We start from the raw sequence: 14853 nt of genomic DNA on the forward strand, positions 1-14853 counted from the left end.
TGACACGCATGACTTGGCCAACGGGTGGGCCGGGCGGTCCCGGTGACGGCAACTCCTGGGGCAGGGACCCGGCTTCCACGACCGGACGACACGACTCGGCGGCAGCGCCGTCGTACTCGGGCCTCGGGGTGTACGGCCAGCAGGGGGAGCCCTCCGGTCCCGATCGCCGGCGGAAGGTGTTGATCGGAGCCCTCGCCGCCGTCATCGTGGTCTGCGTCACCGCGACCGTGGTCCTGCTCGTGGGTGGCGGCGAGGAGGAGACCGCCGGGGGCGACGACACCCCGGCGCCGGCTCCCACCTCGGAGACGTCGGCGACCGCCGAGACCGCCGCCGCGCAGGAGGGCCAGGACGGGCCCGCTCCGCTGATCCCGGACTGGCTTCCCGTCGCGTCCGCCGAGCGCAACGCCGTGTACGACGTCCCACCGGGTTGGGAGGAACGCGAGCAGCTGGGGTTCACCCTGGAGAACGGCGACGAGATCTGGTACTCGGCGCCGGCCTCCTACCAGTGGGACTTCTGCTCCGCGCTCGACTACTCGGCGCGGGGTACCTCGGGGATCTGGGAGGTGGCCGAGCCCGACCAGGGTGCCGCCGCCCGCCAGCTCGCCGAGGACATCGCTCGTTCGGCGTACGGGTACTTCGACCAGGAGACGGGCGAGACGATCTCGGAGTTCGAGTACAGCGAACCGACGCCGGTGACGGTGGGCGGTAACACCCAGGGCAGCCACGTGCGGGCGGAGGTCCTGCTGGGCCAGACGCACGACTGCCTGCCGGCGACGGGCGTCGTGCACGTGGTGACCATCCCGTCGACGGCCGGCGGTTCGCTGGCGATCGTGGCGACGGGCGACCAGAGCGCGGCGCACGGCGTCGCCGACTCGGACCTCCGGCAGATCGTCGAGAGCCTGCGCCCGCTGAACTGAGGGCCGGTCCCGGCGGGGTGGCGGTCACGGGAGCCGGGGCTCCCGTGACCGCGTCCGGTCAGGCGTCCAGCGCGGTGCGCAGGTGGTCGACGAGCGCTCCGACCTCGACGTCGGTCCGGTCGCCGGTGCTGCGCCGCTTGACCTCGACGACGCCGTTGGCCAGTCCCCTGCCGGCGACGACGATGTAGGGCACGCCGACGAGTTCCGCGTCGGCGAACTTGACCCCCGGGGAGACGGTTCGGTCGTCGAGGATGACCTCGATGCCGGCGGCGTCCAGTTCGGCGGCGATCCGTTCACCGCCGGCCCGGATCTCCTCGTTCTTCCCGGCGACGACGAGGTACACCGAGGCGGGGGCGACCGAGGCCGGCCAGACCAGGCCGAGTTCGTCGTGGTGCTGTTCGGCGATCGCGGCGACCAGTCGGGACACCCCGATCCCGTAGGAGCCCATCGTGATCCGGATCGGCTTGCTGTCCGGACCCAGTGCGTCCAGGCCGAAGGCGTCGGCGAACTTCCTGCCGAGCTGGAAGATGTGGCCGATCTCGATTCCCCGCGCGGCCACCAGCGTGCCCTCGCCGTCGGGTGCGGGGTCGCCCTCGCGCACCTCGGCGGCCTCGATGGTGCCGTCCGGGGTGAAGTCCCGGCCGCAGACCAGGTCAACGACGTGGTGGTCGGCCTTGTCGGCGCCGGTCACCCACGCGGTGCCGGTGACCACCCTCGGGTCGACCAGGTAGCGGACCCCGTTGGCCAGCAGGGCGCCCGGGCCGATGTAGCCCTTGACGAGGAAGGGGTTGTTCCGGAAGTCGGCCTCCTCCAGCAGGGCCACCTCCGCCGGGTAGACCGCCGACTCCAGCCGCTTGAGGTCGACCTCCCGGTCGCCCGGCAGGCCGACCGCGAGCAGCTCCCAGTCCTTCGCACCCGGCTGGCGGGTCTTCACCAGGACGTTCTTCAGCGTGTCGGCCGCCGTGAAGGAGCGGCCGAGTCCGGCCGAGTTCAGGAACCCGACCAGGCTGTCGATGGTGGGGGTGTCCGGGGTGTGGTGGACCTGCGCCTCGGGCTTGTCCTCCACCGGCTGGGCGGGCGGCGCGGGCGTGACGACCGCCTCGACGTTCGCGGCGAAGTCCGACCCGGTGCTGCGGACGAAGGTGTCCTCCCCGGTGGGGGCCTCGGCGAGGAACTCCTCGGAGGCCGAGCCGCCCATCGCCCCCGAGGTGGCCGACACGATGACGTAGCGCAGGCCGAGGCGGTCGAAGATCCGCTGGTAGGCGGCGCGGTGCAGCTGGTAGGAACGTTCGAGCCCCTCGTCGTCGAGGTCGAAGGAATAGGAGTCCTTCATGACGAACTCGCGGCCCCGGAGGATGCCGGCCCTGGGCCGTTCCTCATCGCGGTACTTCGTCTGGACCTGGTACAGCACGACGGGGTAGTCCTTGTAGGAGCTGAACTCGCCCTTGACGGTGAGGGTGAACAACTCCTCGTGGGTGGGACCGAGCAGGTGGTCGGCGCCCTTGCGGTCCTTCAGCCGGAACAGGCTCGGTCCGTACTCGGTCCAGCGGCCGCTGGCCTCGTAGGGTTCGCGGGGGAGCAGGGCGGGGAACTGGATCTCCTGGCCGCCGATCGCGTCCATCTCCTCCCGCACGATCCGCTCGATCCGGCGGAGCACGCGCAGCCCGAGGGGGAGCCACGAGTAGCCACCCGGGGCGACCCTCCGGACGTAGCCGGCGCGGACCAGCAGTCGGTGGCTTGGCACCTCGGCGTCCGCCGGATCCTCCCGCAGGGTGCGCAGGAACAACGACGACATCCTGGTAATCACGGCAAGCTCCTCGGCTGGTCGGGTGCGCACGCGAGGCCGGGCCGGCGGCCGGGGCCGCGCCGCGTGGCCGTCGCGAGTGTGTGCCTTTGTTGGTTCGCGGGCAGAGTAGCGAGTCGGCCGTGACACTCCGCGACTGATTACCGGCCGCGGACCGACCGCCCGGATCGTCGCGTCCCCGCTCCGCGCCCCGCCGTCGGTCGCCCGACGGTGGGGCCGTCGATCCGCGCGGTGCGCGCACCGGGCTGGTCCTCGGCCGGGTCGGGGGCGGCGGCCGACGTGGGAGAGCGGGGTGGGGTCCGGGGTCGGGGGGTGACGCGTGGCGAGGCGGGCGGGGGCGCTTCAGTACCCTCCCCGACCATGCTGGTGCTGCTGCCCCCGTCGGAGACGAAGTCGAGCGGCGGCCAGGGCCCCGCGCTGCGGCTCTCCGGCCTGTCCTGGCCGGAGTTGGAACCGGTGCGGCGCCGGGTCGCCGACGCCCTGGTCGGGCTGGCCGGGGACGTGCCGGCGAGCCTGTCCGCGTTGGGGCTGTCCGAGCGGCAGGAGGACGAGGTCGCGCGCAACGCGAGGTTGTGGTCCGCGCCGACCGCTCCCGCGCTGCTCCGGTACACCGGAGTGCTCTTCGACGCCCTGGGCGCGCGCGAGTGGGGGCCGGTGGAGTGGGAACGCGCCGGGCGGCGCCTCGCGGTGTGTTCGGCGCTGTTCGGCCTGCTCCGCGCGACCGACCGGGTGCCGGCGTACCGGCTCTCGGCCGGCAGCCGACTGCCGGGGCTGCCGGCGCCGCGCACGGTGTGGCGCCCCGTGCTGGCCCCGCTCCTCGCGGGCGTGGAGGGGCTGGTCGTGGACCTGAGGTCCGGGGCGTACGCCGCGTTCGCCCCGGTTCCGGGCGCGGTGACGGTCCGGGTGCTGTCCGAGGACGCCGGGGGCGGGCGCACGGTGGTCAGCCACCACAACAAGGCGCACAAGGGGCGTCTGGCGCGCGTGCTGGCCACGGCCGGGACCGCCCCGGCGGACATCGAGGGCGTGACGGGGCTGGCCCTGGCCGCCGGGATGCGAGCGGAACCGGTCTCGGACACCGCGCTGGACCTCGTGGTTCCGCGCGGCTGACCGAACGCTCGACCCCTCCACGCGCGGGAGCCCCTCCCCCACGCCCCGTGCGGAGCCTCCCGGCCGGCCGCGGCGGGGGCGTCGCGCCCGGCGCGTCGGTGGGCCGTGGGAGGACCAGGTCGCGCCGGTGGGAGGTGGGGTCGAGGGCTGGGCCGTCCGGGGCACCCTCGGGCCCGAGCGGTGGGTGGGCGCGCGGGCACGGCGGTGGAGGGCCGTCGTCGACCCGGTCCCCACACCCCGAAGAAAGTCGCCGGCGCAGGGCGGTGGGGTCAGGCTGGGCGCACGGTTCACGCCGCGTGCCGTCTTGGAGCAAGTGCCCGTGCCGAGTTGCCCCGTGGCCGACGCGCGCACCCCTCGTACGCCCACCCGCCGCGCCCGCCGGCCGGGAGCCGCCCGCTCCTCCCAGCCGGCCGGGGCGCCCTCCCCCGGAGGTCCCGCCGTGTCCCGCTTCCGCGCCGTCGGCCTCGCCGACCGCGAGGCCGACCCGATCGACGAGTCCCCAGCCACGCGTGTCCCACCGCGCCCCCGGCCGGTCGGGCGGTGGCCACCGCCTCGACCAGCGTCGCGACCGGTCGACCGGGACGGATGCCGAGTCCGGGTCGAGGGGGGCCGCCTGGTCGTCATCGACGTGCCCCTGCTGGTGGACGTCGTGGGCGATCCGTGTGGTCTCGCCCACCCGTGGCGGGATGTCGACTCGGTGCTGTCCTGGTTCCGGGCTCGGGGACTGCCGCCGGAGGTCGCCGACCCGGACGTGGTGTACGCGGAGCTGGTGGCGGCGGCCGGACTCCCGTGCCGTGGCTGGTGGCAAGGCGTTGCGCCCCGGTGGTGTCGGAGCGTGTCGGGCCTGGCCGGGTGACGCCGGAGGCTGACCGGGACGTGCCGGGAGGGATGCGGAGGTCAGGGTGACGGGGCCCGGGGGTGGCACGACGGCTTACCCCGGGGTGAGCGATGACCGACGGCGACCGTGTAGGCTCGCATCGCACCGTGACGGACGCGTCGGCAAGCGTCCGCTGATGGCTCGACGAAGGCCACCGGTGCCCCATCGTTCACCAATGGCGCCAAGGCGCCGGGCTCGTCCTTGTGATCGCATTCCGCGGCCTGCCGACTGTCGTCGCGGAGCGTCCCCGCGGCGTGCCATGTCACGGAGGTTCTCTGTGCCCACTACGTCCGCGGATCGCGCCCCGTCGCCCCGTCGTTCCGGCCCACGCCGGAACGGGGGAGGCGGAGGGTTCCGCCCCCGCCGCCGGCGGGGTGACTCCCGCCGCTCCGCGCAGGTGGTCGAGCCGTCGCCGCTGCTCGAACCGACCATCACCGAGTTCACCGGCCCGATCCCGTCCTTCACCGAGCTCGGGCTCCCCGACCGCCTCGTCGCCGCGCTGACCCAGCGGGGCATCACCGAGCCGTTCCCGATCCAGGCCGCGACGCTGCCGGACGTGCTGGCCGGCCGCGACGTGCTGGGACGGGGGCAGACCGGCTCGGGCAAGACCCTCGCCTTCGGGCTTCCCCTCCTGGTCAGGCTGCTCGACGGCACCTCGCAGCCGATGCGTCCCCGGGGCCTGGTGCTGGTGCCCACCCGGGAACTGGCGATGCAGGTCCACGACGCGCTCCAGCCGTTCGCGGTGGCGCTCGGCCTGCGTTGCGCGACCGTCGTCGGCGGCACGTCCTTCCCCAAGCAGGTGAACGCGCTGCGGCGCGGGGTCGACCTGCTGATCGCCACCCCGGGACGGTTGTCCGACCACGTCCGGCAGGGCACCTGCTCGCTGTCCGACATCGGCCTCAGCGCGCTGGACGAGGCCGACCAGATGGCCGACATGGGGTTCCTGCCGCAGGTCAGGGCGATCCTCGACCTGGTGCGTCCCGACGGGCAGCGGCTGCTGTTCTCCGCGACGCTGGACCGGGACGTGGACGCGCTGGTGCGGCAGTACCTGACCGACCCCGTCGTGCACGCGGTGGCTCCGCCGTCGGCGAGCGTGAACACGATGGACCACCACGTGCTGCTGGTCACCGACGAGCACAAGCCGGACGTGTTGGCCTCCATCGGTGCCCGTGAGGGCCGCACCATCATGTTCGTGCGCACCAAGCACAGCGCCGACCGGGTGGCTCGCAAGCTGCGCCAGGTCGGGGTCGCGGCCGGGGCGCTGCACGGCGGCAAGACCCAGAACGCCCGGACCCGCACCCTCGGCGAGTTCCGCGAGGGCACCACTCCGGTGCTGGTGGCCACCGACGTGGCGGCGCGCGGGATCCACGTGGACAACGTGAGCCTGGTCGTCCACGTCGACCCGCCGTCCGACCCCAAGGACTACCTGCACCGCGCGGGCCGGACCGCGCGGGCCGGCGAGTCGGGCACCGTGGTGACGCTCGTGCTCGACGAGCAGCGTCGCAGCGTCAACTCGTTGACGGGGCGCGCCGGGGTGCGGCCCACCGTGACCCGGGTGCTGCCGGGTGACGAGCAGCTGGCGGAGCTCACCGGCGCTCGGACCCCCAGCGGGGAGCCGGTGCCGGAGTCGAAGCCGAAGCGTCCGGCCAGGGCGCCGCGTCGTGACGGCCCCCGGGACGGCGCTCGTGCCGGTGGTCGGGGCCGGGGCGCAGCGGGTACCGGGCGGTCGAGCCGCCGGGACCCGGCGTTCCGCTCGGACCGCGAGGGTGGTGCCCGGGACGGGCGGGCCCGTCGCCACGGCGGTCAGGGTGGTCACCGCAGGGACCGCGACCAGCAGCGTTGAACCCCTCGGTGACGGCCGAGCCGCCGTCGCCACGTACCCGCACGCCCGGTTGGTGGGCCACCACCAACCGGGCGTGCGGCATGTCCGGGGCCGCACGTCCTCGGGCGGATGGGACCCCCACGGCGCACCCCGGGTGGTGAGCCGCGCCCGTCGGGCGGCCCGCCCGGCGTGCCTCCCGCCCCCGCCGGGACCCGGTCCGCGCACTGGCCGGCGTCGCGCCCGGTGAGCCCGGGTCGGGGCCGGATGCCCGTCGCCTCGGCCGCGCGGCGCCGCCGCACCCGATCAGGTCGCACCCCCATCAGGCGGTCACGCGCGCTCTCACCTCCTGCGGTAGCCCGGTCCACCGCAGGGGGTCGCCAGTGGCGGGGATCATCACGAGGCGTCGCGTTCCCGTCGGCTGCCATGGTGCCGGCCACACTCCACGCTGATCAGGATTTCACCTTGTTAGGTTAGTCTTACCTGTGGCTGACCTGTGCCGCCGGCAGCCGTTCCCGCCGTGCGCGCCACGGCGGCCGGATGTGGGGCCACGGGGCCACCCAGGCGTCGTCGGTCTCGTCCGCCTCCTGGGTGGAGGCGCAACCACGAACCGAGGGAAACCAAGCGATGAGCTCAGTGTGGAGTGGCGCCCGGGTGCGCGCGGCGACGGTGCTGGTGGCCGTGGCGGTGTTGGGCGGCACGGCGTGCGGGACGTCCACCGAGGACGGTGGCGCGGAGGGCGGGCAGGACACCGCTGGCGGGGGTGCGTTCCCGGTCTCGATCGGGAGCGCGTTGGGGACGGCCGAGATCCCGGAGGCGCCCGAGCGGATCGTGACCCTGGGGCAGGGTTCGACCGAGACGGCCATCGCCCTGGGGCAGACCCCCGTCGGTGTCGAGCGTTACGACTGGGCCGCTGACGAGTCCGGCCACCTGCCGTGGATCCGGGAGGCGGTCGAGGAACGCGGCGACGAGCTGCCCGAGCTGTTCACCGGTGGTGAGGACATCGACATCGCGGCGGTGCTCGCGCTCGAACCGGACGTCATCCTCGCCCCCTGGTCCGGCATCACCCAGGAGCAGTTCGACATCCTCAACGACATCGCCCCCACGGTCGCCTACCCCGACCTGGCCTGGAGCACCGACTGGGACGAGCAGATCGACCTCATCGGACAGGCCCTGGGCAAGGGCGAGCAGGCCGAGGAGCTGAAGTCGGACATCGAGCGCCAGTGGGCCGAGGCCGCCGAGTCGCGCCCCGAGTACGCCGACGTCACCTTCTCCTACATCTACACCAACGGCCCCGGCACGCTCGGCGTGTTCCTGCCGGACGAGCAGCGGGTCGCGATGGTCTCCGGGCTCGGCCTCACCGTGGACCCCGTCGCCGAGACCCTCCCGGAGACCGAGGGCACGGACTCGGCTCTGATCGGCCTGGAACAGGCGGATCTCCTCCAGGACAGCGACCTGGTCTTCACCTTCTACTCGGACGAGGAGACGAGGGAGCAGATCGAGTCGCAGCCGCTGTACGCGGAGATCCCCGCCGTCGCCAGCGGCGCCCTCGTGGCCAGTGACGACAACGCGTTCGTCACGGCCTCGTCCGTCATCAACCCGCTGACGGTGCCCTGGGTGATCGACCGGTACCTGCCGCTCATCGACGACGCGGTGAGCCGGATCTCCTGACGCCGGCATGAGCTCGTCCTCCTCGCGGACCCCGCCGGCCCGGACCACCTCCGGGGCGCCGCGCTACACGCTGCTGCTGGTCGCGGGCCTGCTGCTCCTCGCGGGAGCGGTGCTGGCCAGCCTGGTGCTCGGTTCCCGGGAGACCTCGCTCGGCGACGTCCTCGACACCCTCGCCGGCACCGCCGACCCGTTCACCGCCGCGGTGATCGAGAGCAGGTACCCGCGCACCGTGCTGGGGCTGTTGGCGGGCGCGGGGCTCGCGGTCGCGGGGACCCTGCTCCAGGGGGTCACCCGCAATCCGCTGGCCGAACCCGGGTTGCTCGGCGTGAACATGGGGGCGGCGGCGGGCATCGTGACCGCCTCCGCCTTCCTCGGGGTCTCCGGCGCGGCCAGCAGCGTCTGGTGGGCGCTGCCGGGAGCGGTGGTGGCCGGTGTGCTCGTCTACGCGATCGGCGCCGCCGGACCGGGCGCCGGCCTGGTTCGCCTGGTGCTGGCCGGTGCCGTCGTCTCGGCCGTGCTCGGCGCCTACATCCAGGCCGTCGCGCTGAGCCTGCCCAACGTCTTCGACGGCTACCGCACCTGGGTCGTCGGGTCGCTGGCCGGGCGGGACATGGACGTCGTGCTGGCGGTGCTCCCCTTCGCCGTGTTCGGTCTCGCGCTGACGGCGCTGGTCACCCCCGGTCTGAACGGGCTCGCCCTCGGTGAGGAGGCCGCGCTCTCGGTCGGGGTGAACACCGCCCTGGTCCGGGCTGGTGGGCTGGCGGCGGCGACGCTGCTCAGCGCGGCGGCGACCGCCGCCGCCGGTCCGATCGTCTTCGTGGGGCTGGCCGTCCCGCACATCGTGCGGGCGTTCGTCGGCATCGACTTCCGCCAGCAGATCCCGTTCGCGCTGCTGCTCGGCCCGTCCCTGCTGCTGGTCGCCGACGTCGTCGGGCGGGTGGTGATGCGGCCGCAGGAGTTGATGGTGGGCGTGGTGGCCGCCTTCGCCGGTGCGCCGCTCCTCCTCTACACGGTGCGCGGGATGCGGGGTGCCACATGACGGCGTCGTCGACGCGGACGGCGACCCTCCGGCTGGGCTCGGTGGTCGCGGTGCCCTTCCGGTGGCGGTCGGTGGTGGTGGGCGCGCTGCTGCTGGTGGCGACGCTGGTGTCGGCCGTCGCGACGATCGCCCTCGGCCCCCTCGGGGTTCCGCTGGAGAGCTTCCCGGCCATCCTGACCGGCGAACTGGACCGGCAGACCCTGTTCGCCCTGGAACGGCTGAGCGGCCCCCGGGTGGTGGTGGCGGTGGGCACCGGTCTGGCGTTGGGGATCGCCGGAGCTCTCTTCCAGTCGGTGGCGCGCAACCCGCTGGGCAGTCCGGACGTGATCGGCGTGGGTGCCGGCGCGGGCGCTGGCGCGGCGCTGGTGGCGTTGCTCCTGCCCGGGTCGCTCCCCGTCCCGGTGGGTGCGGTGCTGGGTGGTTTCGTCGCCGTCGGCCTGGTCTACCTCGCCACCGGGAGCGGGTTCCGCCACCCGGGGCGGTTGATCATCGCCGGGATCGGGGTGGCGGCGTTGTCGACCGCCCTGACGCAGTACGTGGTGTTCGCGGTGGCCCGGGACCGCTCCTCGGTGCTGTCGGCCTACCTCAACGGCAGCCTGTCGGCGCGTTCCTGGGAGCACGCGTTGACCGTCTGGCTCTGCCTCGCGCTCATCCTGCCCGCCGTGGCGCTCCTGGCGGGGCGGGTGGCGATCACGGAGATGGGTGATGAGGTGTCGGACGGCCTCGGCGCCGAGCCGAACCGGACGCGGACGTGGGCGGTCGTCCTGTCCGTGCTGCTCTCCGCGGCGGCCGTCAGCGTGGCTGGCCCGATCGCCTTCGTCGCGCTGACCGCGCCCAACATCGCGAAACGGCTGTCCCGGGCGGCGGGTCCGAACCTGGTGCTGGCTGGCCTGACCGGCGGGCTGCTGCTGGTGTTGGCGGACCTGGTGGCCCAGCACTCCCCGATCGGTGACCGGTTGCCCGTCGGTGTGTTCACGATGGGGCTCGGTGGCGCCTACCTCGGTTACCTCCTGATCCTCGAATGGCGGAAGGGCACGTTGTGAGCGTCGACGACGGGGACGTGACGTCCTGGAGCCTGCGGGCCGAGTCGGTCACCCTCGGCTACGGCGGCGAGCCCGTCGTCCGGGAGCTGAGCCTGGACATCCCGCACGGCGGGCTGACGGTGGTCATCGGTCCGAACGGTTGCGGGAAGTCGACGGTGCTGAAGTCCCTGGCCCGCGTGGTCCGCCCCACCTCGGGACGGGTGGTGCTCCACGGCGTGGAGCTGTCGCGGTACCGGGGCAAGGCGGTCGCCCGGCGGCTGGCGCTGCTGCCCCAGAGCCCGGTGACCCCCGAGCGGATCACGGTCCGGCAGCTCGTCGGGCGGGGCCGCTACCCGCACCACACGCTGCTGCGGCAGTGGAGCGAGTCCGACGACGCGGCGGTGGCGGAGGCGTTGGAGCGGGTTGGCCTGACCGAGGAGGCGCACCGGCCGGTGAGCGAGCTGTCCGGGGGCCAACGGCAGCGGGCCTGGTTCGCCCTGGTCCTGGCGCAGGGCACGGACATCGTGTTGCTGGACGAGCCGACGACGTTCCTCGACATCGCGCACCAGTTCGAGGTGCTGGAGCTGTGCGCGCGGATGCACCGGGAGGGGCGGACCGTCGTCGCCGTCCTCCACGACCTCAACCAGGCCGCGCGGTACGCCACCCACCTGGTGGTGATGGACGGCGGTCGTGTCGTCGCGCAGGGGCCGCCCTCGGAGGTGCTGCGCGCCGAGCTGGTCACGGAGGTCTTCGGCCTGGCCTGCGACGTCGTCCCCGATCCGCACGCGGGAACACCGATGGTGATCCCGATGCCGGGCGCCCTCGGCCCGGTGTCCTGACCAGCTCCCGGCCGCGGTCGGTGGCGGGTCCGGGCTGACCGGGCGCGGAGCGCGGTTCGTCCCGTGCCCTGGCGCCCGCCGGAGCCGGGTACCCGACCGGGAATAGGGAACGCCGAGGCAGCGTTGATGCATGCGCATACAACCTGAGGAGGCTGTCGGAGATGCAGTTCGGGATCTTCAGCGTCGGTGACGTCACACCCGACCCGACGAACGGCACAACCCCCACCGAGGCCGAACGGATCAGGGCGATGGTGCGGATCGCGCTGAAGGCCGAGGAGGTCGGCCTCGACGTGTTCGCCACCGGCGAGCACCACAACCCGCCCTTCGTCCCCTCGTCCCCCACCACCATGCTCGGTTACGTCGCGGCGCGGACCGAACGGCTCATCCTGTCCACCGCCACCACGCTCATCACCACGAACGACCCGGTCAAGATCGCCGAGGACTTCGCGATGTTGCAGCACCTCGCGGACGGCAGGGTGGACCTGATGCTGGGCCGGGGCAACACCGGGCCGGTCTACCCGTGGTTCGGCCAGGACATCCGCCAGGGCATCCCGCTGGCGATCGAGAACTACCACCTGCTGCACCGCCTGTGGCGGGAGGACGTCGTCGACTGGGAGGGGCGGTTCCGCACCCCGCTCCAGTCCTTCACCTCCACCCCCCGCCCGCTCGACGGCGTGCCCCCCTTCGTCTGGCACGGGTCGATCCGGAGCCCGGAGATCGCCGAGCAGGCCGCCTACTACGGCGACGGCTTCTTCGCCAACAACATCTTCTGGCCCAAGGACCACTTCGCCCGGCTGATCGAGCTGTACCGGACCCGCTTCGAGCACTACGGCCACGGATCCGCGGACCAGGCCATCGTGGGTCTGGGCGGTCAGGTGTTCCTGCGGCGCAACTCGCAGGACGCGGTGCGGGAGTTCCGGCCGTACTTCGACAACGCGCCCGTCTACGGGCACGGTCCCTCCCTGGAGGAGTTCACCGAGCAGACGCCGCTGACGGTGGGCAGCCCCCAGGAGGCCATCGACCGCACCCTGCGCTTCCGCGAGTACTTCGGCGACTACCAGCGGCAGCTCTTCCTCGTCGACCACGCCGGCCTCCCCCTCAAGACGGTGCTCGAGCAGTTGGACCTGCTCGGTGAGGAGGTCATCCCGGTGCTGCGGCGCGAGTTCGAGTCGCTGCGCCCGGCGCACGTCCCGACCGCCCCCACCCACGAGAGCCTGCGCGCCGGAGGCTCCCGGGGTGGCACGACCTCGGAGGAGGGCACCGCGTGACGACCAGGACCATCACGGTGATCAGCGCCGGCATCGGCCAGCCCTCGTCGACGCGGCTGTTGGCCGACCGGTTGGCCGAGGCCACCACCGCCCGGTTGACCGACCGGGGCCTCCAGGTCGACCTGGAGGTGGTCGAACTGCGGGACCACGCCAGGAGCCTGGCGAACACGCTGCTCACCGGGTTCGCGACCGGGCCGCTCGGGGAGGTGGTCGAGCGGGTGGGGGCCAGTGACGGACTGGTCGCCGTCACCCCGGTCTTCAGCGCCTCCTACAGCGGCCTGTTCAAGATGTTCTTCGACGTCCTGGACCCCGACCTGCTCGTTGGGACGCCGGTGCTCGCCGGCGCAACCGGGGGGACGGCACGGCACTCCCTCGCCCTGGAGCACGCCGTGCGCCCCCTCTTCTCCTACCTCCGGTCGGTGGTCGTGCCCACCGCCGTCTACGCCGCACCCGAGGACTGGGCCGGCGGCGGCGCGGACACCGCGCTGGCCGAGCGGATCGGCCGGGCGGCGGAGGAGCTCGCCACGCTGGTCGCGGCCCGCGAACCGGGGTCGACCGACCGCCGGGACGGGTTCGAACAGCCCACTCCCTTCGAGGACCTGCTGTTCGGGGACCAGCGGTGACCGGGGTGGACGTGCGGGCGGGGCGCGCCGCCACCCGGCGACGGGTCGGGGTGTGGCGCTCGCTGATGGAGGTCCACTCCTCGGTGCTCCGGGAACTGGAACGGGAGCTGACGGCTCGGCACGGCCTGTCGGTCAGCGAGTTCGACACGGTCGTCAACATCCCCACCGGCGGGGTGGGTCTGAGCGAGCTGACCGGACGGGTGGTGCTCAGCCAGAGCGCGGTGAGCCGGCTGGTCGACCGCCTCACCCGACGTGGTCTGCTGGAGCGGACGACCGCGCCGGGGGATTCCCGGGCGGTGCGGGTCCGGCTGACCTCGCTGGGACGACGTCTCCAGGTGGCGGCCATCAGGACCAACGCCGAGGTCGTGGAACGGTGTTTCGCCGGCCGCCTGTCCGAGGAGGAACTTCGGGTGCTCGGCGCCGCGTTCGACCGGCTGCGCGCGGAGGAGCCGCCCGGCGAGCCGACCGCCTCCCCGGGCGGGGCCGGGCCGGGACCGTCCCCCGGGTGATCGCGTCGGCCGAGCGGGTCGCGCCGTCGGCGTTCCACCGGCTCGGGGGGAGCCCGCCCGCTGGGCCGCCCCTCCCCTGTGGTCACGCCTCCCCGGCGTCGCCCCCCACGGCGACGACGTCGCCGATGACGATCACGGCGGGCGGGCGGACGTCCTCGGCCCGGACCCGCTCGGCCGCCTCACCCAAGGTCGACCGCAGCACCCGCTGCCCCGTCATCGTGCCGTCGGCGATCACGCTCACCGGGGTGTCGGCGGCCCGGCCGTGCTCGAGGAGGACACGGGCGAAGGCGTCGAGCCGGTCGACACCCATCAACAGCACCAGGGTGCCCCGCAGCCGGGCCAACGCGGGCCAGTCGGTGAGGGAGCGGGGATCGCCCGGGGCCACGTGCCCGGACACCACGACCACCTCGTGGGCGACCCCACGGTGGGTCACCGGGACACCGGCCACGGCGGGTACGGCGAAGGCACTGGTCACCCCGGGCACGACGGTGACAGGGACGCCGGCCTCCACGCAGGCCAACACCTCCTCGAAGCCCCGGCCGAAGACGTAGGGGTCGCCGCCCTTGAGCCGCACCACGAACTTGCCGGCGCGGGCGTGCCGGACCAGGAGTTCGTTGATCACGTCCTGGTTGGCCGCCCGGCCGTAGGGGATCTTCGCGGCGTCGACGACCTCCACGTGCGGCCCCAGCTCCTCCAGGAGCTCGCGCGGTCCGAGCCGGTCGGTGACGACGACGTCGGCCCTGGCGAGCAGCCGGCGTCCCCGCACCGTGACGAGCTCGGGGTCCCCCGGTCCGCCGCCGACGAGGGCCACCCCGGGGGCTGCCGGTTCGGCGTGGTCGTCGACCACCCCGGACTGGAGCGCCGCGACCACGGCGTCCCGCACCGCCGCGGAGCGGCGGGGACGTCCTCCGGTGAGGACACCGACCTCGACGTCGTCGTGCGTCCCGACCGCCGGGGTCACCGCGCTGCCGTGGACCGCCAGGTCGGCCCGCACGCAGAAGACGCGGGCGCGTTCCGCCTCCCGCGCCACCTCCTCGTTGACGGCGGCATCGCTGGTGCAGGCCAGCGCGTACCACGCGTCGACCAGGTCACCGTCGCGGTAGGCCCGTCGGGTCCAGGTCAGTTCCCCGGCGGTGGCCATCGCCTCCACCGCCGGTGTCGCCTCCGGGGCGACGACCTCAACCCGCGCTCCCGACCTCAGCAACCGGGGTATCCGACGTTGCGCCACGGTGCCGCCACCCACGACCAGGACTCGGCGGCCAGCGAGCAGGAGACCGCTGAGGTAGGGCTGCGCGCGACTCATGGCGCAGACCCTATTCCCCGGGGGCCCGGCGGGAACACGGTGCGTGGTCGGCGTC

The 14853-nt window shown here is 73.8% G+C and carries 13 protein-coding genes; 11 read left to right on the top strand and 2 right to left on the bottom strand.

Annotated features, from left to right (window positions below; translation table 11 throughout):
• The first annotated feature begins 8 nt into the window (after positions 1–8).
• Positions 9–917 (top strand): hypothetical protein, encoded by a 909-nt coding sequence (locus ACOJVX_RS18150; protein WP_081893423.1) that lies wholly within the window; start codon positions 9–11, stop codon positions 915–917.
• A 58-nt stretch (positions 918–975) separates the two neighbouring features.
• On the opposite strand, the gene ACOJVX_RS18155 is transcribed toward ACOJVX_RS18150, so the two are convergent.
• Positions 976–2724 carry a proline--tRNA ligase gene (locus tag ACOJVX_RS18155; RefSeq protein ID WP_026419957.1) on the bottom strand — a complete coding sequence of 583 codons (1749 nt, stop codon included), beginning with the start codon at positions 2722–2724 and terminating at the stop codon, positions 976–978.
• 357 nt (positions 2725–3081) lie between these two features.
• Here ACOJVX_RS18155 and ACOJVX_RS18160 point away from each other — a divergent pair, with 357 nt between their 5' ends.
• From ACOJVX_RS18160 to ACOJVX_RS18205, 10 genes are all read left to right on the top strand, one after another.
• Positions 3082–3828, top strand: coding sequence for a YaaA family protein (locus tag ACOJVX_RS18160; RefSeq protein WP_418154241.1), 747 nt, complete (start codon positions 3082–3084; stop codon positions 3826–3828).
• Positions 3829–4267: 439 nt separating this feature from the next.
• Complete coding sequence (locus tag ACOJVX_RS18165) at positions 4268–4684, top strand: hypothetical protein (RefSeq protein ID WP_418154242.1); 417 nt, start codon at positions 4268–4270, stop codon at positions 4682–4684.
• A 418-nt stretch (positions 4685–5102) separates the two neighbouring features.
• Positions 5103–6548 (top strand): DEAD/DEAH box helicase, encoded by a 1446-nt coding sequence (locus ACOJVX_RS18170; protein WP_417853554.1) that lies wholly within the window; start codon positions 5103–5105, stop codon positions 6546–6548.
• Positions 6549–7151: 603 nt separating this feature from the next.
• On the top strand, positions 7152–8195 hold the full coding sequence (locus ACOJVX_RS18175) for an iron-siderophore ABC transporter substrate-binding protein (RefSeq protein ID WP_418154243.1): 1044 nt from the start codon (positions 7152–7154) through the stop codon (positions 8193–8195).
• 7 nt (positions 8196–8202) lie between these two features.
• Entirely contained in the window at positions 8203–9234 is a 1032-nt protein-coding gene (locus tag ACOJVX_RS18180) for a FecCD family ABC transporter permease (RefSeq protein ID WP_030104852.1), read from the top strand.
• Positions 9231–10277, top strand: coding sequence for a FecCD family ABC transporter permease (locus ACOJVX_RS18185; RefSeq protein WP_103056411.1), 1047 nt, complete (start codon positions 9231–9233; stop codon positions 10275–10277). Before ACOJVX_RS18180 ends, ACOJVX_RS18185 begins: the two co-directional genes overlap by 4 nt.
• Complete coding sequence (locus tag ACOJVX_RS18190) at positions 10274–11095, top strand: ABC transporter ATP-binding protein (RefSeq protein WP_245588904.1); 822 nt, start codon at positions 10274–10276, stop codon at positions 11093–11095. Before ACOJVX_RS18185 ends, ACOJVX_RS18190 begins: the two co-directional genes overlap by 4 nt.
• Positions 11096–11256: 161 nt before the next feature.
• Positions 11257–12363 (top strand): LLM class flavin-dependent oxidoreductase, encoded by a 1107-nt coding sequence (locus ACOJVX_RS18195; protein ID WP_026419950.1) that lies wholly within the window; start codon positions 11257–11259, stop codon positions 12361–12363.
• Complete coding sequence (locus ACOJVX_RS18200; RefSeq protein WP_030104855.1) at positions 12360–12986, top strand: FMN reductase; 627 nt, start codon at positions 12360–12362, stop codon at positions 12984–12986. The genes ACOJVX_RS18195 and ACOJVX_RS18200 overlap by 4 nt, the downstream gene beginning before the upstream one ends.
• Positions 12983–13495 (top strand): MarR family winged helix-turn-helix transcriptional regulator, encoded by a 513-nt coding sequence (locus ACOJVX_RS18205; protein WP_026419948.1) that lies wholly within the window; start codon positions 12983–12985, stop codon positions 13493–13495. Before ACOJVX_RS18200 ends, ACOJVX_RS18205 begins: the two co-directional genes overlap by 4 nt.
• An 82-nt stretch (positions 13496–13577) precedes the next feature.
• On the opposite strand, the gene cobA is transcribed toward ACOJVX_RS18205, so the two are convergent.
• Entirely contained in the window at positions 13578–14798 is a 1221-nt protein-coding gene (cobA, locus tag ACOJVX_RS18210) for a uroporphyrinogen-III C-methyltransferase (RefSeq protein WP_026419947.1), read from the bottom strand.
• Positions 14799–14853 lie beyond the last annotated feature (55 nt).

Origin of the sequence: Actinoalloteichus caeruleus (assembly GCF_049311605.1) — a bacterium.
GTDB lineage: Bacteria > Actinomycetota > Actinomycetes > Mycobacteriales > Pseudonocardiaceae > Actinoalloteichus_B > Actinoalloteichus_B caeruleus.